Genomic DNA, 26,826 nt, shown 5'->3' on the forward strand with positions numbered 1-26,826 from the left:
GTCCGCCACAGCGCGCGGTTGGCCGCGCCGCCCGCCGCGACGAAGGCGGCCGCCTCGGCCACCCCCCGCTCCACCGCCTCCTCCGGCAGCGCCCCGTCCGCCAGCGCAGCCGCCGTCGCGGCGGCGAAGCAGTCGCCCGCCCCGCACGGGTCGCCCTCGGCCCGGTACGGCGCCGGGACCAGCATCGGCGTCAGCGCGCCGGGCCGGGTCAGCAGTACCCCGCGCTCGCCGAGGGTCACCGCCACCGCGGCGGCCCGCCACCGGTCCGCGAGCTCGGCGCCCCGCTCCGCGTACGCCCGCAGGGAGGCGCCCTCGACGCCGCTCAGCGCCCGGGCCTCCGCCGCGTTCGGCGTCACCAGACGGGCCCCGCGGACCGGGGCGTCCCCCTTGGGGTGCGGATCCCACACCAGCGGCGCCCGCGGTGCCACCGCCTCCAGCAGTTCCCGCACGGCGCGCGCGGTGTGCCGGCCGTAGTCGGCGACGAGCACGGTCCCGGCGTGCTCCAGGGCCTCGCGTACCGATCGGGCCGGGGACCCCGGGGTGCCGCCGCCGCGGTCGATGCGGACCAGGGGGCGCCCGGCGGCCAGCACCCGGGTCTTGACCGGTAGGTCGCCGTCGAGCGGGATCTCGACGACCCGTACCCGCCCGCGCAGCGCGGTCCGTACCGTCTCGCTGGCCTCGTCGTCGCCCAGCGCGGTCACCAGGACCACCTCGCGGCCGCCCCGGGCCGCCAGCGCGGCCGCCAGTCCCGCACCGCCGGGCCGGCGCCGCTCGCCCGTGACGTCGACGACCGGCGCCGGGGCGTCGGGGGACAGCCGGGTGGCGACGCCCTCGATGTCCTCGTCCAGCAGGACGTCGCCCACCACCACGAGCGGTCCGCGGCCGGTCACGGCAGCCTCCGGAAGACGGGTACCGCCCCGGACCGCTTCGGCCCCGCGGGCCGCTCGCGCCCGCGGCCCGCCGGGCGGGCGCCGCCGGGCGTGGCTGCGGCCGAGTCGAAGGCCTCGCACAGCAGGTGCACCGCGACGAGGTGGGTCTCCTGCACCGTGGCGGTGGCGGCCGCGTCGACGTGCAGGGTCTCGTGGGCGGCCTCGGCCAGCGGGTTCGGCCCGGGGCCGGTCATCGCCCACACCTCCATCCCGGCGGTCCGGCCGGCGATGGCCGCCGAGATGAGGTTGGGGCTGCGGCCCGAGGTGGACAGCAGCACGAGGACGTCTCCGGGACGGCCGTGCGCCGCCACCTGGCGGGCGAAGACCTGGTCGAAGCCGTAGTCGTTGCCGATGGCGGTGACGCTGGAGGTTTCCGCGTGCAGCGCGATGGCCGAGTACGCGGGCCGTTCCTGTCGGTAGCGCCCCACCAGTTCGGCGGTCAGGTGCTGGGCCTGGGCGGCACTGCCGCCGTTGCCCGCGGCCAGCAGCCGGCCGCCCGCGGGCAGTACGGCCGCGAGCCGCGCGCCCCAGTCGCCGAGTCGGCCCAGGCCGTGGCTGCGCAGCCGGTCCAGGGCGTCCTGGAGCGACTGGCAGTGCCGGTGCGCGCCGTCGAGTGCGAAGTGATCGGTCATGGCGGCCGGGAGCCGGCCGCGCCCGGGGGCCGCGGCCGTACCCGTCCCTCCTTCGGTAGTCGGTAGTGCGCGGTCGGGTCCGGACGGATGGGGGTCAGCGGGTTCCCGCCACCGCCGTGCGGGAGTGGAGCACCGAGCGGTACGCGGTCTCGGTGGCCGCGGCGACGCTCGCCCAGCCGTACTGGCTCAGCACGCGGCGCCGTCCCGCGGCCCCGTACGCCTCCCGCAGGGCGGGATCGGCCAGCAGCTCGCCGACGGCGGCGGTCAGGGCCCGGGCGTCGCCGGGCGGCACCAGCCGGCCGGTGACGCGGTCGGCGACGGTGTCCAGCTGCCCGCCGACGCCACTGGCGACGACGGCCTTGCCGCAGGCCATCGCCTCCAGCGGGACGATGCCGAACGGCTCGTAGTCCGCCGGGCAGAGCACCACGTCGGCGCTGCGCAGCAGGGCCGGGACCCCGGCGCTGGGCACCCCGCCGGTGAAGCGGACCCGGTCCGCGACCCCGGCCGCCCGCGCCAGGTCCCGCAGCCGGCGCACCTCCGGATCCGCGTCGACCCGCTCCGGCGGCGGTCCGCCCGCCACGACCAGTTCCGCGTCGGGCAGTCCGGCCAGGGCGGTGATGGCGACGGCGGCTCCCTTGCGGGGCACCAGCCGGCCCAGCTGGAGGAGCCGGTACCGGTACGGACCGCGCTCGGCGACCGGGCCCTCGGGGGAGAACTGCTCCGGGTCCACCCCGCAGGGCACCACGTCGACCTTCTCGGCGGGCACCCCCATCCCGGCCAGCTCCGCGACCTCGTCCCGGCAGGTGGCCACCACCCGGTCGCAGCCGAGCCCCACCTGCACCTCGCAGGGGATCCGGGCCGGCGGGCTGGTGTCGGCGTGCCCCTGGTGGCGCCGCTTCACCGTGCCCAGCGCGTGGTAGGTGTGCAGCAGCGGCAGCCGCAGCTCGCGCGCGACCTGGAGCGAGGCCAACCCCGACATCCAGAAGTGGGAGTGCACCACGTCGGGCCCCGCCTCCTGCCATTCCAGGGCCAGGTAGCGGGCGAACTCCAGCATGTGCGGCAGCAGTTCGTCCTTCGGCAGCCGCTCCGCCGGCCCGGCCGGCACGTGGTGGACCAGTACCCCCGGGCGCAGCGGCTTGGTGACCGGCAGTTCCTTGGAGTCCCAGCGGGTGTACACGGTCACCCGGTGGCCGCGGTCCGCGAGGGCGCCCGCGAGGCGCGCGACGTGCACGTTCTGGCCGCCCGCGTCCACCCCGCCCAGGGCGGCCAGCGGACTGGCGTGCTCGGACACCAGGGCGATGGACAGGCCGCGCGGGCTGCGGCGGGTACGCAAGGTGCTCGGTCGCGCCGTCATGAGCAGACCTCCGTCATCACGCGCTCCCAGTCGGCCAGGAAGCGTTTGAGTCCGTACCGTTCCAAGACGGCCTGGCGGGCCCGCGCGCCGTCCTCGGCGGCGGCCTGCGGGTCCTCCCGGTAGAGCCGGGCGGCACGCGCCAGTACCTCGGGGCGGGTGGAGAGCATCCCGGTGCCGGGCGGTACGGCCTCCACCGCCTCGGTCGTGGCCAGGGCGATGACGGGCATGCCCAGGTGCATGGCCTCCAGCAGCGAGAGCCCCAGCGAGGTCCAGCGCACCGGGTGGATGTACATCCGCCGCGCCGCCATCGCCTCGTGCAGTGCCCGTTGCGGGAGGTCGGCGCTGCGGCACTGGTCGGCCGGTACGCCCAGGTGTTCGGCGAGGCCCTCCGTGCGCATCCCGAACACGTCGAGCGGCACGGCTTCGCCGAGGGCCGCCAGCAGGTCCGTGCCGGTGTACCGGCCCCGGCGGACGGGGTCGTTGACCACGACGGCGGCCCGGGCGAGGCGGCCCGAGTACAGGTGCCCCGGGTCGACGATGCCGTGTTCGATCACCTCGGTCCGGGTGGAGCCGTTGTCCCAGAACAGCCGGTTGAAGTGCGTGACGTGGACCAGGGTGAGGTCGTCGCGGTCGGCGAAGGGGTGCCGGGTGCAGGGCACGTCGCCGTCCGGCGCGTTGTGCTCCAGGTAGACGGCGGGCACGTCCCGGCCCGGGCGGCGCCCGCCCAGCCAGCGTTCGGCGAGCTCCGCCTCGTGCGGCCGCTGGAGGAGGACGAGGTCGACGGGGGTCTCGCGGAGCTCCCCGGGCGTCACCTCCTTGACGGAATCCGGCCAGGAGAAGGTGCGGGCCCGCCCCAGACCGTCCGGGCCCCGGTCCGGTGTGACGGGCACCAGATACGTGTGCGGCCCCTGGACGAAGGCGGTGGTCCAGGATCCGTGCACGTGCCACAGCAGGATGTTCATACCCTTGCTCCTCGCTCCGTTTCGGATGAGCCGCCCGGCCGGGCCGGTTCCGTTCCCAGCGCGGTCCCGCCGCCGAGCGTCGCCACCGCCGCCAGCACCTCGACGTCGCTCACGCCGTCGAGGCAGGGGTGGCCCTCGACCGGGCACCGGCGCGCCCTGGTCCGCGCGCAGCGCGCCTCCTGATCGCCGAGCAGGATGTGCGGCACGCCGTACGGACGCCAGCGCTCGGCGGGCACCACCGGCGCGAACAGGCAGGCGACAGGGGTGCCCGCCGCCGCGGCGAGGTGTGCGGGACCGGTGTTGCCGGTGAGCACGACCCGGGCGCCCGCCAGGACGCCCGCCAGCTCCGTCAGGCCGGCGGTGACCCCGCCGAGGTCCAGCGCGTGGTCGCCCGCCACCCGGGCCGTCAGGTCCTTCTCGGCCGGGCTGCCGGTGACCACCATCCGGTAGCCCGCCGCGCTGAGCGCCGCGGCGGCCCGCGCCGCCCGCGGGGCGGTCCACGCCCGGGCCGGCGCGGCCGCCCCGGGATGCAGCACCACGTACGGCGCCGGGCCGGTCAGGTGCGTGGTGTCGGGAGGGGTGCGCACGCGCAGCGCCCCGTCGTCGCCGCGCGGCAGCGCGAACCCGCAGTCCCGGGCCAGGTCGAGCGCGGCGAGCGCCTCGTGCCGGTGCGGCAGGCGCCGGTGGCGCAGGTCCAGCAGCGAACCGGGGTAGTCCTCGCAGTCCGCGGCGGCCCACGGGACGCCCGCCAGTTTCAGCAACAGGGCCGCCGGCAGCGGACTCTGGTGGTAGGAGACCAGGACCAGCGCCCGGTCGAACCGGCCGGCCGCGACCGCCTCCAGCAGCCCCGCCCACTCCCGGCGGGCGACGGGGGCCGGTTCCAGCCCGACCCAGGGGGCGTCGTACACCAGTACGTCGTCCACGCCCGGCAGGATCCGGGCGGCCGGCTCGCCGAGCGGCCCGCAGAGCATCGCGGTGTACGAGGACCCCGCCGCGACCGCCCGGACGGCGGGCCCGGCCAGCAGCACGTCGCCCGCGCTGTCCAGCCGCACCACCAGCGTCCGCGGCCCGCTCACCGGGCGCTCCCGGGACCGGAGGCCGCCACCACCGGGGTACGGTCGCCCAGCACCAGCCGGACCGCCGCGAGGAGGTCGGGCGCCGTCTCCCCGGCCGCCGCGACCTCCTCCCGCCGGGTCCGCCCGGTCGGTACGAGGACGCCCCGGGCCCCGGCCGCGCGCGCGGCCCCGAGATCGGCGCCGATGTCACCGATGACCACGGTCCGCCCGGCGCAGACCCCGAGGTACCGGCAGGCGGCCAGCACCAGGCCGGGTGCGGGCTTGCGGCAGCCACAGGCGTCCCGCGGTCCGTGCGGGCACACCGCCCACACCGCGAACGGCCCGAACAGTCCGTCCACCCGCTCGCGCACGGCCAGCACCTGCGAGCGCGTCAACAGGCCCCGGGCCACGCCCGACTGGTTGCTGACCACACCCACCGGGATGCCGAGGGCCCGTACGGCGGCCACGGCCTCGCGCGCCGTGGGCATCGGCACCACCCGCCGCGGATCGCCGTTGTAGGGCACGTCGGCCACCAGGGTGCCGTCCCGGTCGAACAGCACGGCCTGCGGCAGTGCCGGATCCGCCTCGTGGCCCGCCCCGCTCCGGGGGGACGCCTCGAACAGCCAGGGGCCGGGCGACGGCGGCCGGGTCACCGCGGCACCCGTTCCCGGACCGCCGCGCGCGGCGCCCGCGCCGGCCCCGCCTCCGGCCGTGGCCGCCACGGCAGCGCCCGCCGGTGGCGCACCTGCCCGCGCAGCCAGTGCCAGGTGGCCACCGGCGGAATGAGCACGCTGGTCACCGCCATGGACAGCACTTCCTGCCGGGTCCGGGGTCCCGGCGCGATCCGCGCCCCCGCGAACTCGGCCGTGCCCGCGAGCCACCCGGTCGCGCAGGCGAGCGCGGCGCCGCGCCTGCCGAGGACGGCGCAGGACACCGCCCCGGCCGCGGCGCCGGTCACCAGCAGGTGGCGCGGCAGCCGGCCGCGGGGCGCGCTGGCCCGGCTCCACCAGCCGCCGCCGTGCAGCCGGTTCATCAGGACGTCGTCCGCGTTGCCCGCCTGCTGGCGCACCGAGACCCAGCGGTCGGCCGGGCGCACCGGATGGGTGGTGCGGCGCAGGCCCTCGTCCAGGCTCCACCCGGCGTCCAGGACCCGCAGCGCCAGGTCGGCGTCCTCACGGAAGGCCCGCCGGAACCGTTCGTCGAAGCCGCCGACCGCGTCCAGGACTTCGGGCCGGTAAGCCATGTCGGCGGTGATCCAGCGCGCGGTCGCCAGTCCGGCCGTGCCGCGCTCCCAGTCGGTGGGGCGGCGGTCGCCGGGCAGCGGCACCGCTATCCGGGCGGTGATCCCGCCGGTCCGCTCGGAGGCCGCCGCGAGGTCGCGGGCCAGTTCCTCGCCCCAGTCGGGCCCGGGCAGCACGTCGTCGTCCAGGAAGACGATCCAGTGCGCGACGTCGCCGGCCTCGCGGCGGCCCGTGTTGCGCGCGGCGGCCGGCCCCCGGCCCCCGCCAGGCACGGTCACCGTGACGTCGCGCAGGGAGTGCGGGACGTCGACCGGCAGGGGCGTGCCGCCGGCCCCGGGGCGGTCGTCGACGAGGACGACCCGGACCGGCTTGGGCCCGGCCGAGGCGGCCAGCGCCGCCAGGCACCGGCTCAGGCTCGGCCGGCCCAGGGTCGGCACCACCACGGCGTACGGCGGAGCCGTCCGGGCAGGGGCGTACGCGGTCATCGGGACCAGCCTTCGTCGTCGGAGCGGTCGTCGGTGCGGAAGAAGGTGCCGCGCCGGATCGCGTACGGCCCGATCGCGAGGAGGTCGACGGGCGAGGAGCCGAAGCACTCCAGCGCGTCGCGCGGGTCGTCCACCATGGGCCGGCCGGCCGTGTTCAGGCTCGTGTTGACCACCACGGGCAGCCCGGTGAACCGCTCGAAGTGGCTCAGCATCCGGGCCACCAGCGGCTCGGTGGCCGGGTCGACGGTCTGGATGCGGGCGGTGCCGTCGACGTGTACGACGGCGGGGATCCGCTCGCGCCACTCGGGTGCCACGTCGTGCACGAACAGCATGTACGGGCTGGGGACCGGCCCGGTGAAGATCTCCGTGGCGCGGTCGGCGAGCACCATGGGCGCCACGGGCCGGAACTGCTCGCGCCCCTTCACGTCGTTGAGCCGCTCCAGGTTGCCCGCGTGCCCGGGGTGCGCGAGCAGCGAACGGTGGCCCAGGGCCCGCGGTCCGTACTCCGAACGCCCCTGGAACCAGGCGACGACGGCGTTGTCCGCGAGCGCCCGCGCGACGGTCTCGGCGATGTCCGGCGGCCGCTCGAAGGGCACGGCGGCCGTCTTGAGCCAGGCGCCGAGTTCGGCGTCGGACCAGTCGCGGCCCAGGTCGGCGCCGGCCATCGGCTCCGGATCGTCCCCGGCGCCCGCGGCCAGCAGGAGGGCGCCGCCGAGCGCGGTCCCCGCGTCACCGGCGGCGGGCTGCACCCACACGCGGGAGAAGGGCCCCTCGCGGGCGATCCGGGAGTTGGCGACGCAGTTCAGGGCGACGCCGCCGGCCAGGGTCAGGACGCTGTCGTGGGTCTTTCCGTGCAGCCAGCGCGCCAGGTCCAGCAGCGTCTCCTCCAGCACGGCCTGCGCACTGGCGGCGACATCGGCGTGGTCGCGGGTCCACGGCTCCTCCGGTCCCCGGGGGGCGCACAGTTCGTGCCAGGGGACGCCGGTCGCCCGGAACCCGCCGTCGCCGGTCGGGTGGACGTAGCGCCGCAGCTCCGCCAGCATCCGCGGGGTGCCGTGCGAGGCGAGGGCCATGACCTTGAACTCGTCGGAGGAGCGCAGGAACCCCAGGTGGGCGGTGAGCTCCTCGTAGACCAGGCCCAGGGAGTGCGGGAGTTCCTGGGAGTGCAGGGGCTCCAGCCGGTCGTGGATCCGGCGGGCCGCCAGGTGCGAGGCCCGCTCACCGCGCCCGTCCAGGACCAGCACCGAGGAGGTCTCGGCCCCGGAGGCGGCGAACGCGGCGGAGGCGGCGTGCGCCATGTGGTGCGGCACGAAGCGGACGAGGGCGGGGTCCAGCCCCGGCAGGGCGCTGCCCAGGAAGCCCGGCGCCTCGCGCGCGTAGGTCAGCCGCAGGTGGTCCCAGGGGTCGTCCAGGCCCATCTCCTCGGCCGGCCGGGCGAGGGCCGGGTCGAAGGAGTAGGCCACGGCGTCGAGGTCCTGCGGGCGCAGACCGGCCCGGTGCAGGCACCAGGAAGCGGCCTGTACGGGCAGTTCCCAGGCGGAGAAGGGCACCGGGCGCTTGCCGTGCTTCCGTCGGGAGAAACGTTCCTCCTCGGCGGCGGCCACGATGTGGCCGTCGATGACGAGCGCGGCGGCGGGGTCGTGGAAGAGGGCGTTGATTCCGAGAATGCGCATGTCTGTCGGGCCTTTCGGCGGAGGGAGCGGCGCTGGGGACCGGAGGGGGACGCGCCCCGGTGCTGCGGCGTCAGCCGTCCGGTTGGGCGCGGAACCAGGCGATGGTGCGCCGCAAGCCGTCTTCGGCGGTCACCTTCGGCTCCCACTGGAGCTTGCCTCGGGCCAGCGTGATGTCGGGGCAGCGCACGCTCGGGTCGTCCGTGGGCCGCTCGATGAAGCGGATCTCGGAACGGGAGCCGGTGAGTTCGATGACCAGCCGGGCCAGCTCCAGCATCGTGATCTCGGTCGGGTTGCCGATGTTCACCGGGCCCCGCATGCCGTCGGCAGCCATCGCGAGGATCCCGGCGACCGTGTCGTCCACGTAACACAGCGACCTGGTCTGGAGCCCGTCACCGGTGACCGTCAGCGGCTCGCCCGCCAGGGCCTGGCGGATGAAGGTGGGCACGGCCCGGCCGTCGTAGCCGCGCATCCTCGGCCCGTAGGTGTTGAACAGCCGCACGATGGCCGTGTCCGTCCCGTGGAAGCCTGCCTCGGCGGTCGTGAGCGCCTCACCGAAGCGCTTCGCCTCGTCGTACACGCTGCGCGGGCCCACCGGGTTGACGTGGCCCCAGTAGCGCTCGTTCTGCGGGTGCTCCTGCGGATCGCCGTAGACCTCGGAGGTGGAGGCGAGGAGGAAGCGCGCCTCGGACCGGTGGGCGAGTTCGAGGGCGTTGCGGGTGCCCAGGCTGCCCGCCTCCATGGTGTGCAGCGGCAGCCGCAGGTAGTCCGCCGGCGAGGCGGGGGAGGCCAGGTGCAGTACGAGGTCCGGCGGGCGGGGCACGGTGAACGGCTCCGAGACGTTGGCCCGGAACAGCGTGAAGCCCGGCCTGTCCGCCAGGGCGGCGACGTTCTCCGGCCGGCCGGTGCTGAAGTCGTCGACACACGTCACCGCCGTACCCGCGTCCAGCAGCGCGGCGCACAGGTGTGAACCCACGAAACCGGCACCACCGGTGACGACGGCGTGCTCCCAGCGTTGTTTCGAGACGGCGTTCATCGAAGGTCTCCTCTGGCAGGTCGGTCCGGCTCGCCACCGGCCGTGTCGGCAGGTGGGGCACTCCCTCAGCGGACCCGCGGTGGCGGACGGCTGGAGCCCCGGGACTTGCCAACAGCCTCCGCCAGCCGCGGGGAGCGGGCACTCGGAAGCACTGCATTCCGGTGAAACACGGAGCGTGAGCACGCCACGGGCAGGCCACGGCCGGCCCGGCACGGCGTCAACGGCATGAATCGCGCGGTACCGGTGAGACGCCCGGGTGTGAAGCTCGCGAACCGTGTAGTCGTCATCACCGGCGCGTCCAGCGGCATCGGCCGCGCCACGGCCCTGGCCTGTGCGAAGCGCGGCGCTCACGTCGTCCTCGCCGCCCGCAGCGGCCGCGAACTCGACCGGGTGGCCGAGCAGTGCCGGCGCCGCGGGGGAAAGGCGCTGGCCGTCCCCACCGACGTGACCGACCCCGGGGCCGTCACCGCCCTCGCCGCTGCGGCGACCGCCCGGTTCGGCCGGATCGACGTCTGGGCCAACGTGGCCGGCGTGGGCATCCTCGGCCGGTTCGACCAGACGCCGCCCGACGAACTGCGCCGCCTGCTGGACGTCAACGTCATCGGCGCCGTCAACGGGGCCCGGGCCGCCGTGCCCGTCATGCGCCGGCAGGGCGAAGGCGTGCTCATCGACGTCGCCTCCCTGCTCGGCGCGGTGGTGCAGGCCCCGTACATGTCCGGCTACGCGATGTCCAAGGCGGCCCTCGTCACCTTCGACGAAGGACTGCGCACGGAACTCGCCCTCACGGGTGCGGACGGCATCAGCGTGTGCACCGTCCTCCCGGCCGGAGTCGACACGCCCTTCTTCCGGCACGCCGCCAACCACACCGGCCGCGAACTGCGCGCCCTGCCGCCCGTGGCGACGCCGGAGCGGGTGGCCCGCGCCCTCACCGCCACGATGCGCCGCCCCAGACCCCGCGTGCTGGTGGGTCCCTACGCCCGGACCCTGGCGGCCGCCCAAAGCCTCGCCCCGGACCTGACGCGCCGCACGCTCGCCCGGCGCACCGAACGCCGGTACCTCGACCCCGCCGGCGGCGCGCCCGACACCCCGGGCACCCTGCACGTGCCGTCCGGGCGGAGCGCGGCGGTCCGCGGCGGACGCGGCAGCGGCCGGCGCACGGCGGCCCGCAGGACGGCCGCCGCCGCACTGGGCTGCGCGGCACTGCTCGGCGCCCGCGCCGCCGCCGGGCACCGGCCGTCCACCTGAACCGCGTGTCCGAGCCCGGCGCCGGTCACCCGCCCGGGCCGTATGAACCCCGCCGCCCGGGGTAGGCGCCGGACACCTACGCGCCACCGAGCCCTGGAGGAGCCATGGCAGTGCAGCACCGGCTCATACGCCGTCCGCCCGCCTGGGTGTGGGACGTCCTGCGGGACGGCAGCCGGTACGCCGACTGGGTGGTCGGCACCGAGGAGTCCTGGGAGGACGGCGGCCACTGGCCGATGGAGGGCGCCACGATCGGCTACCGGCTGAAGCTCGGCCCCCTCGCCTATCAGGGGAAGACCGTCGTCCGCGCCTGCGAGCCACCCCACCGGCTCGAACTGGAGGCCTTGGCGGGCAAGGGCGGCAGTGCCCGGATCGCCATCGAGATAAAGCCCTGGGGCAAGGACACGCTGGTCATCATCGACGAACACCCCCTGCGCGGCCGAAACGGCTCCATCCACAACGCCGCCATCGACCTCCTCGTCCAGCTCCGCCACCGCAGCATGCTCGGGCGCCTCTCCCGGGCCGTCGAGTCCAAGGGAGCCAGGCCCGATGGCGAGTCCTGACGCGGTGGTCATCGGCGCCGGCCCCAACGGCCTGGTCGCCGCCAACCTGCTGGCCGACGCCGGCTGGCGGGTCGTCGTCCTGGAGGCGGCCCCCGAACCCGGCGGGGCGGTCCGCAGCGACCGCGGGCTCGACCCCGCGTACGTACACGACCTGTTCAGCGCGTTCTATCCGCTCGCCGCGGCCTCCCCGGTGATCCGGGACATGCACCTGGAACAGCACGGGCTGCGCTGGAGCCGCGCCCCCGCGGTGGTCGCCCACCCCCTCGAAGACGGCCGCTGCGCCGTCCTCGGCAGCGACGTCCAGGACACCGCGGCCTCCGTCGAAGCCTTCGCACCGGGCGACGGGGCTGCCTGGGAGCGGCTCCACGCCCTCTGGCAGCGCATCGGCGACGACGTGCTCGGATGCCTGTTCACCCCCTTCCCACCGGTCCGCGCCGGCCTGCGGCTCGCGGCCCGGCTGCGTGCGGCCGAGGGGCTCCGGGTGGCCCGCACGATGCTGCTGCCCGCACGCCGGCTCGGCGACGAGGAGTTCTCCGGTGAGGGTGCGCGACTGCTGATCGCCGGCAACGCGCTGCACGCCGACCTCGGTCCCGAGTCCGCCCTCGGCGGCGGCTTCGGCTGGCTGATGTGCATGCTGGGCCAGGCGTACGGGTTCCCCGTGCCCGTCGGCGGCGCCCAGGCCCTCACCGGAGCCCTGGTGCGCCGGCTGGAGGCCCGGGGCGGCACCCTGTACTGCTCGCGGCCCGTCACCCGCGTCGTGGTGCGCGGCGGGCGCGCCGTCGCGGTGCGCACCGGGGACGGCGCCGAGATCCCGGCCCGGCGGGCCGTCCTCGCCGACGTACCCGCCCCGCTCCTGTACGAGCGGCTCGTGGGGAAGGAGCACCTGCCCGCCCGGCTCCGCTCCGACCTGCGGCGCTTCCAGTGGGACTTCGCCACCGTCAAGGTGGACTGGGCGCTGTCCGCGCCGATCCCCTGGCGGTCCGAGGGCGCCCGGCGCGCCGGGACCGTCCACCTCGCCGAGGGCCTGGACGAGCTGACCCTCTTCTCCGCCCAGATCGCCATGAGCCAGGTGCCCCGCGTGCCGTTCGTGGTCCTCGGCCAGATGACCACGGCCGACCCCAGCCGCTCGCCGGCCGGCACCGAGTCCGCGTGGGCCTACACCCACGTCCCGCAGGCCGTCACCGGGGACGCGGGAGACGACGGCGCGGGCGCCATCACCGGAAAGTGGGACGAACGGGAGAAGGAGGCGATCGCCGCCCGCGTCGAGGCGCAGATCGAGCGCTACGCCCCGGGCTTCGGCGCCACCGTCCGGGCCCGCCGCGTCCTCGCACCCCCCGACCTGGAGCGCCTCAACCCGGCCCTGATCGGTGGCGCCGTCAACCAGGGCACCACCAACCTGCACCAGCAGCTCCTCTTCCGCCCCGTCCCGGGCACCGGCCGTCCCCGCACCCCGGTCCGCGGGCTCTACCTCGCCTCGGCAACCGCCCACCCCGGCGGGGGCGTGCACGGAGCCCCCGGTGCCAACGCCGCCCGCGCGGCCCTGCGGGCGCGCCTGCTGCGGGGTGGCGCGGCGTCCTGAAAGGCGCGGCGGGGCGCCGTGTGCTGCACTGGGCTGTGACGTGGACGGTGCGGGAGAGGACTCGGTGACGGCCGAGCGCGAGCGCGGCAGCCGGCGGATGCTGATGGGCCTGCTGGCGGCCAGCCACCTCATGCCGATGGAACGCGTACCGGAGCAGGCCCGTGTCCACGCCGCGCACGCCGGCTTCACCGAAGTGTGCGTCTACGTCGCCGACGTGCAGGGCAGCGTGCTGCGCCTGCTCACCGGCGACGGACTGGACGTGCCCACGGCGTCCGCCCCGGCCGCCGGCGCCGAGGTACCCGTCGAAGGCACCCTGGCGGGCCGCTCCTACCAGTACGGCGAGATCGTCCCCGTGACGGGGCGGGACGGCCTGCAGTGGTGGGTGCCCATGCTGGACGGCACGGAGCGGCTGGGCCTGATCAAGCTGACCACCCCGTACGACGACGACCTGGCCAGACAGGACGCCGAGTCCCTCGCCTCGCTCCTCGCCCTGCTGGTGGTCACCAAACGGGACCACAGCGACTCCTACGCCCGCCTCGTGCGGACCGCGCCCATGAACGTTGCGGCGGAGATGCAGTGGCACCTGATGCCGCCGCGCACCTACGCGGACGGCCGGGTGGTGATCTCGGCCGCCATGGAGCCCGCCTACCAGATCAGCGGCGACGCCTTCGACTACGCCATGGCCGGTCCGGTGGTGCACCTGTCGATCTTCGACGCGATGGGGCACGACACGGCCGCGGGACTGGCCGCGAACCTCGCGGTCGGCGCCTGCCGCAACTCCCGGCGCCAGGGATCGGACCTGGTCGGCACGAGCGAACGGGTGGAGGAACTGCTGATCGAGCAGTTCCGCCACGGCTCCTACGTCACCGGCATCCTCGCCGACCTCGACACCGCGACCGGCGAGCTGACCTGGGTCAACCGGGGCCACCATCCGCCCCTCGTCATCAGGGGCGGGCGGTGGACCACCCAGCTGGTGTGTCCGCCGGCCCACCCCATGGGCACCGACCTCAAACTGCCCGTCACCGTGTGCCGCGAGCAGTTGGAGCCCGGCGACCGGCTGGTGCTGTACACCGACGGCATCACGGAGGCGCGCCGCCCCGGCTCCAACGAATTCGGCCTCGAACGGTTCACCGACTTCCTCATCCGCCGGCACGCCGACGGGCTGCCCGTGCCGGAGACCCTGCGGCGCCTCATCCAGGCGGTCATGGAGCACCACGAGGGGCGCCTCAACGACGACGCCACCGTCCTGTTGTGCGAATGGCTCGGGCCGACCGCCGAGTCCACCCGGGAGGCGGCGGCACACACCGGCATGGCCGAGGGGTGATGCGGCGCCCGGAAGCCGGTTCCCGCGCAGGAGCACGTCAGGAGTCAGCCAGTGGAACACAGCGCCCTGCGCCTGAGCATCCGCGAGTCGGAGGGGCCCCGACTGGTCGCCGCGCTCGCCGGCGCCATGGACTGGCACACCGCTCCCCAACTGCGCGAGGAGTGCACGAGTCTGATCGCCGCCCATCCGCGCCTGGTCCTGGACGCCTCCGGCGTCACCTTCTGCGACTCCTCCGGCCTCAGCGCGCTGGTACAGCTGCGCCGCCAGGCCGTCGAGGCGGGCGGGTCGGTGGTCCTCACGAACGTACCCGCCCACCTGCTGAGGTTGCTGGAGATCAGCGGGCTGGGCCCGGTCTTCCACGGAGACGGCGCGGACGAATCCCCGGCGCACCGCCCGCTCGACCCCTGGTGAGTGCCCCGCCGGAGCAGCGGCGCCGCGCCCGCAGCCCCCGGCGTCAGCGGGGCGGCGGCAGCCGGTGCAGCCGGACCCCGGTCAGCGCGCCGCCGGACGCCACGGCCGTCATGTACGTGTGGAACGGCTGGCGGCGCCGGTCCGTCGGGGAACCGGGGTTGAGCAGCCGCAGGCCCCCCGGCGCGGTGGTGTCCCAGGGGATGTGGCTGTGGCCGAACACCAGGACGTCCAGGTCCGGGAACCGCCGGGCGCACCGGGCCTCCCGCCCCGCGGCAGCCCCGGTCTCGTGCACCACGCCGACACGGACGCCCTCCAGCACCGCCCGGGCCACCTCGGGCAGCCGCGCGCACAGCGCCGGGGTGTCGTTGTTGCCGTGCACCCCGAGCAGCTCGCGGGCGCGCTCCGCGACCAGCGCGTAGGCGTCCTCGTCGATCCAGTCACCCGCGTGGATCACGACGTCCGCCCGCGCGCACTCCTCCACCAGGGCGGCGGGGAGCGCCTTGGCGCGGGTCGGCAGGTGCGTGTCGGACATCAGCAGCAGGCGCATGCCTGCCACGCTACGGTCAGCCGCTCGCCGCGGCCTGCTGCCGCAGCTGCGCCCAGGCCGCCTCCGTCAAGGTGGCGTCCAGCAGCACGTCCGCCGCCGTGCAGGCCAGCGCCCGCGCCGATGCCAGCATCGCCCGCCGTCCCCTGGGGGCGGCCGCGGCGAGCGCGAACCCGGGGGTGTGGTCGGAGCCCGGCTCGTCCATGATGGCCACGAACGGGTGGATGGCCGGGACCCGGTGGCTCACGTCACCGATGTCCGACGAGCCCAGGTAGACCCCCGGCGCCGGATCCCCGAGCGCGACCCCGGCCCGCCCGATGTGGTGGGTGAACCGGTCGGACAGCGCCCGGTTGTTGCGGAAGTGCCGGTAGCCCGTACCGACCGGGGTGACCTCGGCCTTGGTGCCCGTGGCCTTGGCGACCCCCTGGGCGCAGGCTTCGACTTCGGCCGCCAGTTCGTCCAGCGCGCCCGTCGTCGCCCCGCGCAGCCCGAACAGGCCTTCCGCGTAGGCGGGTACCACGTTGGTGGACTCGCCGCCGTCCGTCACGATGCCCTGGACGTGCGAGCCGGCGGGCAGCCGCCGGCCGAGCACGGCGGTGGTGTTGAACAGCTGCACCAGCGCGGCGAGCGCGTCGACGCCCTCCGTCGGATTGCCGGTGGGATGGGCGGCGCGGCCGTGGAACCCCACCCGGAGCTGGCGCTGCGCCGTCAGCGGCGCCCACGCCCAGCTGTGCACCCCCGGGTGGAACATCAGCGCGGCGTCGACGCCGTCGAACACCCCGGCCGACACCAGCTCCACCTTCCCTCCGCCCCGCTCTTCGGCCGGCGTGCCCACGGCCAGCACCGTTCCCGCGCCGTCCCCGAGGGCGGCCCGTACCGCGGCCGCGGCGCCCAGCCCGGCGGCCGCGATCAGGTTGTGCCCGCAGGCGTGCCCGAGACCGGGCAGCGCGTCGTACTCCATGAGCAGGGCCACCCGGGGTCCTTCCCCGCTGCCGGACCGGGCGACGAACGCGGTCGGCAGGCCGGCCGTACCCCGTTCGACGGTGAACCCCTCCCGCTCGAACTCCGCACTCAGCAGCGCGGACGAGCGGTGTTCCGCGTAGGCCGTCTCGGGGTCCCGGTGCAGGGCGCAGCTGATGTCCCAGAGCCGGTCGGCGCGCCGGGCCACCTCCTCCTCGATCCGGACGTACCGGGCCTCGTGATCGTGTGACACATGTCCTCCGATGTCAGGGGAGCGGGGTCCCGCCGGTGGCGTTGAGGATCCCCGCCGTGAGGTAGCCGGCCTGGGCCGAGGCGAGGAAGACGTAGGCGGGGGCAAGCTCGGCGGGCTGGGCCGGGCGGCCCAGCGGTGACTGGGCGCCGAAGTCGCTGGTGTCGGGCATCGTGGCCGGGATCAGCGGAGTCCACACGGGCCCGGGCGCGACCGCGTTGACCCGGATGCCGTCGGCCGCCGTCATCTGGGCCAGGCCCTGCGTGAAGGTGACGATGGCGCCCTTGGTCATCGCGTAGTCCAGCAGCGGCGGGCTCGGCTTGTACGCCTGGACGGAGGTGGTGTTGATGATGCTCCCGCCCGCCGGGATGTGCGGCAGGGCCATCTTCGACAGCCAGAACATCCCGTAGAGGTTGGTGCGCACCACCCGGTCGAACTGCTCCGTGCTGATGGCCGAGATGCCCTCGGGCTGCGCCATCTGGTAGGCGGCGTTGTTCACCAGCACGTCGATCCGGCCGAACTCGGTGACCGCCCGGTCCACCAGAGCCCGGCACTGCTCCTCCTCACGGATGTCGCAGGCCACGGCCACCGCTTTGCGGCCCGCCTCCTCCACCATGCGCTCGGTCTGCCGGGCGTCCTCCTCCTCCTCGGGAAGGTAGGTGAAGAGCACGTCGGCGCCCTCGCGCGCGTACGCGATCGCGACCGCCCGGCCGATGCCGGAGTCCCCGCCGGTGATGACGGTCTTGCGGTCCTCCAGCAGGCCGTGGCCCCGGTAGGACGTCTCGCCGTGGTCGGGCACCGGTTCCATCGCTCCGGTCAGTCCCGGGTGCTCCTGCTCCTGCCGCGGGAAATCCGGACGGGGGTACTTGGTGGTGGGGTCAGGGGCCCCGCTGCTGCGTTCCACGTGGCACAACCTCCTCGACAGCGCTCGACCGCCCCCGGCTCCCGGGGGCCGCCGGAACGCGCGGACCCTGCCGCGCGTGCCCCGGCACGGTGCGGCTAACCGCTGACCGCCGCCACAAACCCGGACGAACGCAGCGAACCCGGCCGGTAGGAGCCGCCCCCGTTGGGTAGGCCGTGTGGAGGGCGGGGCGGAGCGGCGAGGCGTTGAGCCCGGCCGCGGGCGCCGCCCGCACGACCATGGAGCGGCGCGGACCCCGTCGGGAGTCCCGACCAGTACGGAGGAGCGAACGGATGCCGAACGAGCGAGCGGGGCAGCAGGCGCGGGCGGAGGACCTCATCGACGTGTCCCGGCTGGTGACCGCGTACTACGCCCTGCACCCGGATCCCGCCGATCCGGCCCAGCGGGTCAGCTTCGGTACCTCGGGGCACCGGGGATCGTCCCTCGCCACGGCCTTCAACGAGGACCACATCGCCGCGACGAGCCAGGCCATCTGCGAATACCGGGCCCGCCAGGGCGTGGACGGGCCGCTGTTCCTCGGCGCCGACACGCACGCCCTGTCCGAACCCGCCCGGGTCACGGCCATCGAGGTGTTCGCCGCCAACGGCGTGAGCGTCCTCATCGACACCGCCGACGGATACACCCCCACGCCCGCGGTCTCGCACGCCATCCTGACCCACAACCGCGGCCGTACCGGTGCACTGGCCGACGGCGTGGTCGTCACCCCCTCCCACAACCCGCCCGGCGACGGCGGGTTCAAGTACAACCCGCCGCACGGCGGGCCCGCCGGATCCGAGGCGACCGGCTGGATCCAGGAGCGGGCCAACGAGATCATCACCGGCGGCTCGAAGGAGGTCCGGAGACTGCCCTACGCGCGGGCCCTCGCGGCCGCCGGCACCGGCAGGTACGACTTCCTCGGCGCCTACGTCCGCGACCTCCCCTCGGTGCTGGACCTCGACGCCGTCCGCGCGGCGGGCGTGCGCATCGGCGCCGACCCGCTCGGGGGCGCCTCCGTCGCCTACTGGGGCCGCATCGCCGAGGAGCACCGCCTGGACCTGACCGTCGTCAACCCGGAAACCGACCCCACCTGGCGGTTCATGACGCTGGACTGGGACGGGAAGATCCGGATGGACTGCTCGTCGCCCTACGCGATGGCCTCGCTGATCGAGGGCAAGGACCGCTTCGACCTCACGACCGGCAACGACGCCGACGCCGACCGGCACGGCATCGTCACGCCGGACGGCGGGCTGATGAACCCCAACCACTACCTGGCCACCGCCATCGACTACCTCTACCGCCACCGCGCGGACTGGCCGGACTCCGCGGCCGTCGGCAAGACGCTCGTGTCCTCGGGGATGATCGACCGGGTGGCCGCCGACCTCGGCCGGGAACTGGTGGAAGTCCCCGTCGGCTTCAAGTGGTTCGTGGACGGACTGGCCGACGGAACCCTCGGCTTCGGCGGCGAGGAGTCGGCCGGCGCCTCATTCCTGCGCCGTGACGGCTCGGTGTGGACCACCGACAAGGACGGCATCCTCCTCGCCCTGCTCGCCTCGGAGATCCTCGCGGTGACGGGGCAGAGCCCCTCGGAGCGGTACGCCGGGCTCACCGCCCGGTTCGGCGAGCCCGCGTACGCGCGCATCGACGCACCGGCCACCCGGGAGGAGAAGGCCGTGCTCGCCCGGCTGTCCCCGGAACAGGTCAGCGCGGAAACCCTGGCCGGTGACCCGGTCACCGCTGTACTGACGAGCGCCCCGGGCAACGGAGCGGCGTTCGGCGGGATCAAGGTGACCACCGACCATGCCTGGTTCGCGGCGCGCCCCTCGGGCACCGAGGACGTGTACAAGATCTACGCGGAATCGTTCCGCGGCCCCGGGCACCTCGCCGAAGTCCAGGAAGCGGCGCGGGCGGTGGTCTCGGCGGCGCTTTCCTCCTGACCCCGCGGCGGCCGGGCGGACCGGGGACTCCCGGCCCGCCCCGCCGCGCGGGAGGATGGGGGCATGAACACGTCCGAGCGGTCGGGCCAGGGCCTGCGGGAGCGGGTCGGCGCCAGCCTGTTCAGCCACGTCGCCGGGCCCGCGGGCGCGCAGAACCGCGCCCGGATCCACGGCGCCCCCGGCCCGCGCTGGTTCGGTCCCGAGCGGCCCATCCGCACCGTCCACGGGGACGCCTCCATGTTCACCGGCGGCCTGAGCGCGCTCCTCCTGCAGTCCCTGCACCCGCGCGCGATGGCCGCCGTCGCGGCGCACTCCGGCTTCCGGGGCGACCCCTGGGGGCGCCTCCAGCGCACCAGCACCTTCCTCGCCTTCACCACCTACGGCACCGCCGAGGACGCCCAGCGCGCCGTGGACCACGTACGCGAGGTGCACGAGCGGATCAAGGGCACCACCGCTGCCGGGGAGCCCTACCACGCCGCCGACCCGCACCTGCTGTGCTGGGTGCACGTGGCGGAGGTGGACAGCTTCCTGCGCGCTCACCAGCGCTTCGGGGCCCACCCCCTGGACGGCGCCGGCTGCGACGCGTACATCGCCGACACCGCCAGGGTCGCCCGCGCGCTCGGCGTGCCCGACCCGCCGCGCGACCGCGCCGCCCTCGCGGACCGGCTGGCCCGCTACCGCCCCGAACTGCGCGCCACGCCGGAGGCCCGGGACGCGGCCCGCTTCATCCTCCACGAGCCCCCGCTGCCGTGGATCGCCCGCGGCCCCTACGCCGTGCTCGCCTCGAACGCGGTCTGCCTGCTGCCGCCGTGGGCCCGCACGCTGCTGGGCCTGCGCCGGGCGCCGTACCTGCCGGAAGACCTCGTACGGCTGTCCGGCCGGGTGCTGACGGGGACGATCCGGTGGGCGATGGGAGCCCTTCCGCCGCGTGCGGAGCCCGCCGGGCCGCGCTGAGGGCGTGGAAAACCACCGGGCGCCGGGCTTATCCCGGCGGCGCCGGGGCAGACGCCGCTGCGGAGGTCGCTCCGGACACCGACACGGGGCCGACGGAAGGAGCGCGGACGGTGAACAAGGCCAAGATCGCCTACAAGCCGGTGGGACTGGCGCTCGGCGCCGTCGCCGGCATGCTGGCGGGCGTGACGTTCAAGCAGGTCTGGAAACTGGCGGGCCACGAGGACGACGCGCCGAACGCCACCGACGAGGGCAGGGCCTGGCGCGAGATCCTGTTCGCGGCCGCCCTGCAAGGGGCGGTCTTCGCCGTGGTCAAGGCCGCGGTCGAACGCGGCGGCGCCACCGCCGTACGGCGCGTCTCGGGCACCTGGCCCGCCTGAGGGGCGGCCACCCCCTGTCAGTACGACACCGTCAGCGAGAACCACCGTCAAGACAACGTCTGTCAACACAACCCAAGGAGGTCACCATGGCCGGCAAGGGCGGCATGGACAAGGCGAAGGGCAAGATCAAGGAGACCACGGGCAAGGCCACCGGAAACGACCGGATGGCCGCCGAAGGCAAGATGGACCAGGCCAAGGGCGAGGCGAAGAGCGCGCTGGAGGACACCAAGTCCCGGGCCAAGGGCGCCAAGCGGGGCAAGGGTTCGCTCTGACCCCCACTGCGGCGGCCTGACAGCCGGCGTCGCCGTCGGCGATGGCCGTGAACATCTCGCTCAGGTGACTCACGCGCAGCCGGACGGCGACGCTGCGTACCCCGACCGTCCGGCCGGACTCAGCCGCTGCGGCCCCCGGCGTCCGCACCGGGCCGCGGCTGGGCGCCGATCCGCAGCTCGGCGGCCTTGAGCGCGTCGTGGGGCGTTCTGCGGCCCATCATCACGCAGAGGGTGTACGTGGCGTCGTCCAGCCTGCTCTGCAGGACGAGGTCCCCCGGCGCCCCCAGCAGTTCGCGGCGCAGCGCCCGGAAGCGCGTGACGTGCTCGCGCAGGACGTCCGCCCCGGGCAGCAGCCGCGCTCCGGCTCCCTGCTCCGGCCCGGACCGGGCGCGGCGCATGGCAGTGCGCAGCGCCTGCTGGACCGCCGTCGGCTCGTCCTGCCCGGAGAGCAGCGCGACGGCCGCCCCGGCGCTCTCCTCCACCGTGGTGCCCGTCTCCTGTGCGGTCGCCGTGAGGAGTCGGCGGGCCGTGTCCGCGCCGCACGGGACCAGCGCCATGAGGATCCCCGTGGCCCGCTCGACCTGGGCCCGCGCCGCCGTCGCGGCGGCGACGGAGGGATCGCGGGAGCCCACGGGCGCCCGGCGGCGGCGGGGTGTCGGTGTCTCGGTCATCCGCTCGTCGCCTCCGCTTCTCACGCCGTTCCAGGCCTGAGTTTGCCCGCTATCGGAGATCCCGTATCCCGCTATGCGGTCAAATCGCGGTCGGTGGCGCGTTTCCGGCGTGGACCGGGGGTCACTCCAGCGGGATCCGCGCGTGGATCGTCTTCCCCCCGTCGGGGGTCGGCCGGATGTCGACGGATTCGGTGAGGTGGTGCACGAGGGTCCAGCCCCAGCCTCCACGACCCCTGTGGTCGGGCTCGCGGGGCGCGGGCGGGTGCGGGCTGGTGTCCGTGACGTCGACGTCGATCGCGTCCGCGTGCAGGGTCAGGTGCAGGGTGCAGGGCCCGTCGGTATGGCGCAGCGCGTTGGTGACGAGCTCGGTGACCAGGAGCAGCAGCATGTCCCGGGCCGGGTCGGGCACGGCGCGGCCCTGGTCCTCGGCGTCGGCGAGAAAGCGGTGGGCGGTGTCCCGGGCGGCGGCGTAGGCCCCGGGCTCCGGGTCCAGCGTGATGCGGTGCCGGGCTAGTGACGTGTCCATGGGCGCTGTCTCCCTGTGGACTCCTTGAGGGTTTCCGTTCACCCGCCTGCCCGTGGCCCGTACCGGCCATGTGTCGTGCGTGCGGTACTTTTCTTGCCGCCTCCTTCGATGATCCCGCACCGGTTCGGTGGGACACTGGCGGGGCAGGGGATGCCCGTGGAGGTGCAGGGATGACGTCCGCTCGGTCCGAGGACGGGGACTGCGCCGCGATGCGCCGGCCACTGGAAGACGGTCTGCGGCGGCTGGGTGCGGCGGTCGCCGACGGCGCGGACGAGCAGGCCGGTGAAGACGCCGCCGTGCGGCTGTGCCGGGCGTGCGTCGATCTCCTCGATGTCACGGGCGCCTCGATCTCGCTCCACGGCGGCGGCGACGCGCGTGCCCTGTGGTGGTCGAGCGACAAGACGGCCGGGAAACTCGCGGAAGCCCAGTACTCCCTCGGCGACGGACCCTGTCGCGAGGCGCTGGAGCTGGTGGCGCCCGTACTGGCCACCGATCTCACGCAGGGCCGGGACGCCCGGCGCTGGCCCGTGTTCGCGCAGCAGGCCGTCGACCTGGGCGTGCGCGCGGTCTTCTCGCTGCCGCTGGGCGGCGGCGGTCTGGCGATGGGCACCCTGGACCTCTACCGCAGCGAGCCCGGCCCGCTCAGCCAGGACGACCTCGCGCTCGCCTTCCCGGCCGCGGACGCCATCACGAACGCGTTCCTCCTGCGCCGGGGTCACCCCGAAGCGCAGGGCTCCGGCTGGCTGGACGCGGCGGAGAGCGATCATGAGGAGGTTCACCAGGCCACCGGCATGCTCATGGTCCACCTGGAGCTCGATCCACAAGGGGCCATGGCCCGACTACGGGCACACGCCTTCGCGCACGGCCAGAGCGTGACCGATGCGGCACGCGACGTCGTCGCGGGAAGGGTGCGTCTTCATGACTAGGGCCGGAGCCGACGGCGGCCGACACGAGAAGGGTGCGGGCATGACGCGCGAACTCATGATCACGGAGGCGTTCGTCCGTCTCACCGACACGCTGTCCGACGACACCGACCCCACGGTGCTGCTGCACCGCCTCGTGGAGCAGAGCGTCGTACTGAGCACCGCCGACGCGGCGGGCGTCATGCTGGTCTCGGCCCGCGGCGGCTTGCGGAGCATGGCCGTCAGCGACCCGCAGGCCGGCCTCGCGGAGATGTTCCAGCTCCAGACGTCGCAAGGCCCCTGCCTGGACGCCTGGAAGACGGGGCAGGCCGTGCGCGCCCCCGACCTCGCCGCCCGGACCGCCGACTGGCCGGATTTCGTCCCGCTCGCCCGCGCGGCCGGGTTCGCCGGCGCCTATGCCGTGCCCATCGAAGTCCGCGGTCAGGGCGTGGGGGCCCTAAACCTCCTCATGCGCCGGAGCGTGCCCATCCCGCAGGGCGAGCTGACCCTGCTCGGTGCCCTGGCCCGGGTCACCGCCATCGCCGTCATGTCGTGGACGGCGGACCCGCTGCGACCGCAGGACATCCTCACCCGCGCCCATGCGGCCCTCGCCGGAAAGGCCGCCCTGGACACGGCCACCGGTATGCTCGCGGCGGCCGGCGACCTGCCGGTGCCCGAGGCGGCGGCCGCCCTCCAGCGCTACAGCGAGCACAGCGGCGTCCGCCCCACCGACACGGCGCACGCCCTGCTCCACCGCACCCTCGCTCCCGCCGCGGTGCTGGACCGGTCGGCCGCTCCGCGTACCTGACCGGCGCGTACGGGGCCCGGAGGCCGGACCTTCCCGGCCTCCGGGGCACCGCCCCGGGTTGCGCGGGTCAGTCCTTGCCGCGTCCGCTCATCGCGTCGCGCAGCCGGTCGACCATGCCCACTCCGGGAGCGAGCAGCTTGTTGGCCGGCGGCTTGTCCGGCGCCGAGGGGTGTGGGCGGGTCGGTGCCGTCTTCTTGGCCTGGCGGACCTTGTCGCCGAGCTTGTTCAGCATGTCCGGGGTGCAGGCGGCGCGCAGCTGGGGGAACAGGTTGTTCTCCTCGTCGGCCACGTGCGCGCGGATCTCGGCCATCAGCTTGGTCATCAGGGCGTCGAAACGCGGGTCGTCCGCGTCGCAGCCCTCCAGGTCCTTCATGGTGCGCTCGGCCATCGCGTGGTCTTCCAGCTCCTTGTCCGCGATGCTGTCCCCCTGGGGAAGGTGCTCGCGGACGGCCGGGTACAGGTACGACTCCTCGGCCACCGAATGCCGCACCAGCTCCATGATGACCTGGTCCGCGTAGTGCTTCCGGCGCGCGTCGCCCGCCGGCAGTTCCTGGATGTTGGTGAAGAGCTCCTCCACCTCCTCGTGGTCCGTGGTCAATTCCGCGATGACGTCGCCGCCATGTCCCATGCCGCTCTCCTCGCTCGTGCTGTGATCCGATTCAGGACGTGGTCCGATTCAGGCCACCCAGTGAACCGCCGCGCAGCGACCCGGCGGCGGATTGGTCCTCACGTAGCGTGTCGTGACATATCCGGTGTGTACCGCTCGCGGCGTACCGCGTTGATCTTCACGCGAAGGGGAAAGGGCGGGTTATGTCACTCTCTGCTCCACTGCGTCAGCTGGTGCGCCGGCACCGGGAGCCCGCCGTCGTCCAGACCGTTCGCTCCACCGCGGCCGCCGTGATCGCGTACGTCGTCGCCCTGCGGCTCAGCGGCGAACCCGCCCCGCTGACCGCTCCGCTCACCGCGCTGCTCGTCGTACAGGTCACCCTCTACTCGACCCTCACCACCGGCATCCGCCGGGTGAACTCCGTGGTGGCCGGGGTGCTGCTGGCGATCGGATTCAGCGCGCTCGTGGGCCTGACGTGGTGGAGCCTCGGCCTGATCATCCTGATCTCGCTCACCATCGGGCCCCTGGTGAAGGCCGGCGAGTTCGTTCCGGAGGTCGCGATCAGCGCGATGCTCGTCCTCGGCGTGACCAGGGTGGCGGACACCGCCTGGGACCGGGTGCTGGAGACGCTGATCGGCGCCGCGGTCGGCCTGCTGTTCAACTTCCTCTTCGTACCGCCCGTATGGGTCGGGCCGGCCAGCGAGGCGATCACCGACCTCGCCCGGCGGATGCGCGCCCTGATGGTGCACATCACCGACGAACTCGACGAGCACACCCCGGTGGAGAAGGCCGCCGCCCGCCTGCACGAGGCGCGCCGGCTCGACAACGACATCGCCCAGGTCGACGCCGCGCTGCGGCAGGCGGAGGACAGCCTGCGGCTGAACCCGCGGGTGCGCGAAGGGCTCCTGTTCCGACTGGTGCTGCGCACCGGGCTGGACACCCTGGAGATCTGCGCTGTGGTGCTGCGGGTCTCCTGCCGGACCCTGACCGACCTGGCTCAGGTGCGGCCCGCGGAACCGCTGTTCCCGGCGCACATCGCGCAGGCGCTGCGGGAGCTGTACGCGCACACGGCCATCGCCGTCGAGAGTTTCGCCCAGCTGATCACCGCCCAGGTCAGCGCCAACGCCGAGGAAGCCGAGAGCAGGCTGACGGAGGAACTCAAGACGGCCCGCCTGAGCCGGGACCGGCTCGCGGAGCTGCTGCTGGAGCAGGTGCGCTCCGACCCCGGCCAGTGGCAGCTCTCGGGCGCCCTGCTCGCCGAGGCGGACCGGGTCCTGGACGAGCTCGGGGTGGAGAAACGTTCCGAGCGGCTCATCGAGGAACTCGACCGGCACTCGCAGCTGCGCCGCGAGCGCTTTCCGCGTCTGCACCGTCTGGCCGGCCAACTCCGGTTCCGGCCCGCGGCGGCGGAGGAGGGCCGCCGCCTGCGCTGGTGGTGACGCGCAGCCCCACGCCGCCGGGCTGTCGCCGGGCGGCATGGTCTTCACGCCGAAGGCGTGGACCGTACCGTTCCGGCTCTGCGGCACCTCGTCACCCGCTACCGGGGGGAGGCGTTTCGTACGGGGCCTTCACGGGGGACCGGACAGCTCGGCGAGGTGCTCGGTCGGCGCGACGGGCCGGGGGGGACATCCGCGGACCGGCGCGGGCATCGCGCCGAGCCGGTTGCCGGCTTGCGTCGGCCCCTCGGAGCTGGCGGCCGCGGCCGCGCATACCTCGCGGCAGCGGGTCTTGCCGTCCCCGGGCGGGGCGGGGGGGGGTGCCCGCGGGGCCGGCCGCCGGTGGCACCGCAGCGCCTGGGTCACCGGCGCGGGCAGACGAACGCCCGGCCGGTCCCGGCCCTGTCCAAGCCGACGGCGGCGGCCGCGGGCACTGGGCAAGCCCGACTCCTGCCGTCCCCGGGGCGTGGCGTGCCTGGTCCCCGGGCGGGGCCTGGCGCGCCCGGGGACCGGCCGCCAGGGGCGGCAACGTCCTGGTCGCGCGTGGCCGCGGGCGTTGGGCGGCATTGGGCTCCGCTGTGCCTGCAAGGCCGGCCGCCGGGCGCGCGCAGCGCCTGGGGCGTACCGGCACCGGGTACCGGCGGACGAATGCCCGGCGCCGGGCCGTCCGAGTCGGCGACCGTAGCCGCGGGCACCGGGCGGCACTGGGTTCTGCCGTGCCTGCAAGGCCGGCCGCGCCGTGGGCAGCGTCCTGGTCGCGCTAGCGTCGGCCCGCCGCGCCCACGGGGCGCACCGGCACCGGTACCGGCGGACGAATGCCCGGCCGCCGGGGGCGCGCAGCGCCTGGGTCGCACCGGCGCCGGTCCGCCGCCCACGGGGGGCACCGAGTCGGCGACGTTGGCCGCGGGCAGCGGGCCGGGTTCTGCCGTCCCCGGGCCTGGTGTGGGCGTGCCCGCAGGGCCTGCCGCCGGGTCCACGGGGCGCACCCGCACCGGCGCGGGCGGATGAATGCCCGGCCTGCGCCGGACCGTCCGCGCCGGCGACCGTAGCCGCGGGCATCGGGCGGCGCTGGGTTCTGCCGTGCCTGCAAGGCCGGCCGCCGGCGGCAGCGCCTGGGTCGCACCGGCGCCGGTCCGCCGCCCACGGGGGGCACCGAGTCGGCGACGTTGGCCGCGGGCAGCGGGCCGGGTTCTGCCGTCCC

Annotated in this window: 27 protein-coding genes; 12 read left to right on the plus strand and 15 right to left on the minus strand. The window is 75.1% G+C overall.

What is annotated here, in order from left to right:
• From ACWGH1_RS20455 to ACWGH1_RS20495, 9 genes are all read right to left on the minus strand, one after another.
• A partial coding sequence (locus ACWGH1_RS20455; protein ID WP_453408881.1) for a bifunctional heptose 7-phosphate kinase/heptose 1-phosphate adenyltransferase occupies nt 1–890 on the minus strand: 890 nt, incomplete at its 3' end.
• Entirely contained in the window at nt 887–1,561 is a 675-nt protein-coding gene (locus ACWGH1_RS20460) for a D-sedoheptulose-7-phosphate isomerase (RefSeq protein ID WP_453357615.1), read from the minus strand. The genes ACWGH1_RS20460 and ACWGH1_RS20455, both read right to left, overlap by 4 nt.
• A gap of 94 nt (nt 1,562–1,655) precedes the next feature.
• On the minus strand, nt 1,656–2,915 hold the full coding sequence (locus ACWGH1_RS20465) for a glycosyltransferase (RefSeq protein ID WP_453408882.1): 1,260 nt from the start codon (nt 2,913–2,915) through the stop codon (nt 1,656–1,658).
• A complete protein-coding gene (locus tag ACWGH1_RS20470; RefSeq protein WP_453357297.1) occupies nt 2,912–3,877 on the minus strand; it encodes a glycosyltransferase in 966 nt (321 codons plus the stop codon). Before ACWGH1_RS20470 ends, ACWGH1_RS20465 begins: the two co-directional genes overlap by 4 nt.
• Entirely contained in the window at nt 3,874–4,953 is a 1,080-nt protein-coding gene (locus tag ACWGH1_RS20475) for a glycosyltransferase family 9 protein (RefSeq protein WP_453408883.1), read from the minus strand. The genes ACWGH1_RS20470 and ACWGH1_RS20475 overlap by 4 nt, the downstream gene beginning before the upstream one ends.
• Entirely contained in the window at nt 4,950–5,585 is a 636-nt protein-coding gene (locus tag ACWGH1_RS20480) for an HAD-IIIA family hydrolase (RefSeq protein ID WP_453352507.1), read from the minus strand. The genes ACWGH1_RS20475 and ACWGH1_RS20480 overlap by 4 nt, the downstream gene beginning before the upstream one ends.
• On the minus strand, nt 5,582–6,658 hold the full coding sequence (locus ACWGH1_RS20485) for a glycosyltransferase family 2 protein (RefSeq protein WP_453352508.1): 1,077 nt from the start codon (nt 6,656–6,658) through the stop codon (nt 5,582–5,584). The genes ACWGH1_RS20480 and ACWGH1_RS20485 overlap by 4 nt, the downstream gene beginning before the upstream one ends.
• Nucleotides 6,655–8,331, minus strand: coding sequence for a carbamoyltransferase family protein (locus ACWGH1_RS20490; RefSeq protein WP_453352509.1), 1,677 nt, complete (start codon nt 8,329–8,331; stop codon nt 6,655–6,657). The genes ACWGH1_RS20485 and ACWGH1_RS20490 overlap by 4 nt, the downstream gene beginning before the upstream one ends.
• A gap of 70 nt (nt 8,332–8,401) precedes the next feature.
• Nucleotides 8,402–9,364, minus strand: a complete 963-nt coding sequence (locus tag ACWGH1_RS20495; RefSeq protein ID WP_453352510.1) for a UDP-glucuronic acid decarboxylase family protein — start codon at nt 9,362–9,364, stop codon at nt 8,402–8,404.
• Between the two features lie 258 nt (nt 9,365–9,622).
• Between ACWGH1_RS20495 and ACWGH1_RS20500 the strand changes: the two genes are divergently transcribed.
• The 5 genes from ACWGH1_RS20500 (at nt 9,623) to ACWGH1_RS20520 (ending at nt 14,483) form a co-directional block, all read left to right on the plus strand.
• A complete protein-coding gene (locus ACWGH1_RS20500; RefSeq protein WP_453352511.1) occupies nt 9,623–10,609 on the plus strand; it encodes an SDR family NAD(P)-dependent oxidoreductase in 987 nt (328 codons plus the stop codon).
• Between the two features lie 104 nt (nt 10,610–10,713).
• A complete protein-coding gene (locus ACWGH1_RS20505) occupies nt 10,714–11,169 on the plus strand; it encodes an SRPBCC family protein (protein ID WP_453352512.1) in 456 nt (151 codons plus the stop codon).
• A complete protein-coding gene (locus tag ACWGH1_RS20510) occupies nt 11,156–12,748 on the plus strand; it encodes a phytoene desaturase family protein (protein WP_453352513.1) in 1,593 nt (530 codons plus the stop codon). The genes ACWGH1_RS20505 and ACWGH1_RS20510 overlap by 14 nt, the downstream gene beginning before the upstream one ends.
• A gap of 97 nt (nt 12,749–12,845) precedes the next feature.
• Entirely contained in the window at nt 12,846–14,072 is a 1,227-nt protein-coding gene (locus tag ACWGH1_RS20515) for a PP2C family protein-serine/threonine phosphatase (RefSeq protein ID WP_453352522.1), read from the plus strand.
• Nucleotides 14,073–14,123: 51 nt separating this feature from the next.
• On the plus strand, nt 14,124–14,483 hold the full coding sequence (locus ACWGH1_RS20520; protein ID WP_453352514.1) for an STAS domain-containing protein: 360 nt from the start codon (nt 14,124–14,126) through the stop codon (nt 14,481–14,483).
• A 43-nt stretch (nt 14,484–14,526) separates the two neighbouring features.
• On the opposite strand, the gene ACWGH1_RS20525 is transcribed toward ACWGH1_RS20520, so the two are convergent.
• From ACWGH1_RS20525 to ACWGH1_RS20535, 3 genes are read right to left on the minus strand one after another with little or no spacing between them, the layout of a single operon-like run.
• Nucleotides 14,527–15,030 (minus strand): metallophosphoesterase family protein, encoded by a 504-nt coding sequence (locus ACWGH1_RS20525; RefSeq protein ID WP_453352515.1) that lies wholly within the window; start codon nt 15,028–15,030, stop codon nt 14,527–14,529.
• Nucleotides 15,031–15,046: 16 nt separating this feature from the next.
• Complete coding sequence (locus tag ACWGH1_RS20530; RefSeq protein WP_453352516.1) at nt 15,047–16,240, minus strand: amidohydrolase; 1,194 nt, start codon at nt 16,238–16,240, stop codon at nt 15,047–15,049.
• A gap of 13 nt (nt 16,241–16,253) precedes the next feature.
• Nucleotides 16,254–17,141, minus strand: coding sequence for an SDR family oxidoreductase (locus tag ACWGH1_RS20535; protein WP_453352517.1), 888 nt, complete (start codon nt 17,139–17,141; stop codon nt 16,254–16,256).
• A 290-nt stretch (nt 17,142–17,431) separates the two neighbouring features.
• Between ACWGH1_RS20535 and pgm the strand changes: the two genes are divergently transcribed.
• The 4 genes from pgm to ACWGH1_RS20555 all read left to right on the plus strand — a co-directional run bounded on the left by pgm (nt 17,432) and on the right by ACWGH1_RS20555 (nt 20,675).
• Nucleotides 17,432–19,072 (plus strand): phosphoglucomutase (alpha-D-glucose-1,6-bisphosphate-dependent), encoded by a 1,641-nt coding sequence (gene pgm, locus ACWGH1_RS20540; RefSeq protein WP_453352518.1) that lies wholly within the window; start codon nt 17,432–17,434, stop codon nt 19,070–19,072.
• Nucleotides 19,073–19,135: 63 nt separating this feature from the next.
• Nucleotides 19,136–20,026, plus strand: a complete 891-nt coding sequence (locus ACWGH1_RS20545; RefSeq protein WP_453352519.1) for an oxygenase MpaB family protein — start codon at nt 19,136–19,138, stop codon at nt 20,024–20,026.
• 110 nt (nt 20,027–20,136) lie between these two features.
• A complete protein-coding gene (locus ACWGH1_RS20550) occupies nt 20,137–20,403 on the plus strand; it encodes a DUF4235 domain-containing protein (RefSeq protein ID WP_453352520.1) in 267 nt (88 codons plus the stop codon).
• An 86-nt stretch (nt 20,404–20,489) separates the two neighbouring features.
• On the plus strand, nt 20,490–20,675 hold the full coding sequence (locus tag ACWGH1_RS20555; RefSeq protein WP_453352521.1) for a CsbD family protein: 186 nt from the start codon (nt 20,490–20,492) through the stop codon (nt 20,673–20,675).
• Nucleotides 20,676–20,794: 119 nt separating this feature from the next.
• On the opposite strand, the gene ACWGH1_RS20560 is transcribed toward ACWGH1_RS20555, so the two are convergent.
• Nucleotides 20,795–21,346, minus strand: a complete 552-nt coding sequence (locus ACWGH1_RS20560) for a DUF5133 domain-containing protein (RefSeq protein WP_453355846.1) — start codon at nt 21,344–21,346, stop codon at nt 20,795–20,797.
• Between the two features lie 121 nt (nt 21,347–21,467).
• Nucleotides 21,468–21,872 carry an ATP-binding protein gene (locus tag ACWGH1_RS20565; RefSeq protein ID WP_453355847.1) on the minus strand — a complete coding sequence of 135 codons (405 nt, stop codon included), beginning with the start codon at nt 21,870–21,872 and terminating at the stop codon, nt 21,468–21,470.
• A 170-nt stretch (nt 21,873–22,042) separates the two neighbouring features.
• Between ACWGH1_RS20565 and ACWGH1_RS20570 the strand changes: the two genes are divergently transcribed.
• Both ACWGH1_RS20570 and ACWGH1_RS20575 read left to right on the plus strand, forming a co-directional pair.
• Nucleotides 22,043–22,798, plus strand: a complete 756-nt coding sequence (locus tag ACWGH1_RS20570; protein WP_453355848.1) for a GAF and ANTAR domain-containing protein — start codon at nt 22,043–22,045, stop codon at nt 22,796–22,798.
• Complete coding sequence (locus tag ACWGH1_RS20575; RefSeq protein WP_453355849.1) at nt 22,791–23,582, plus strand: GAF domain-containing protein; 792 nt, start codon at nt 22,791–22,793, stop codon at nt 23,580–23,582. The genes ACWGH1_RS20570 and ACWGH1_RS20575 overlap by 8 nt, the downstream gene beginning before the upstream one ends.
• A gap of 67 nt (nt 23,583–23,649) precedes the next feature.
• Here ACWGH1_RS20575 and ACWGH1_RS20580 read toward each other — a convergent pair whose 3' ends face one another.
• Nucleotides 23,650–24,210, minus strand: coding sequence for a hemerythrin domain-containing protein (locus ACWGH1_RS20580; protein ID WP_453355850.1), 561 nt, complete (start codon nt 24,208–24,210; stop codon nt 23,650–23,652).
• Between the two features lie 182 nt (nt 24,211–24,392).
• Between ACWGH1_RS20580 and ACWGH1_RS20585 the strand changes: the two genes are divergently transcribed.
• Nucleotides 24,393–25,628 (plus strand): aromatic acid exporter family protein, encoded by a 1,236-nt coding sequence (locus ACWGH1_RS20585; RefSeq protein WP_453355851.1) that lies wholly within the window; start codon nt 24,393–24,395, stop codon nt 25,626–25,628.
• Nucleotides 25,629–26,826: the final 1,198 nt, after the last annotated feature.

The sequence above is a fragment of the Streptomyces sp. NPDC054883 genome (assembly GCF_053610645.1).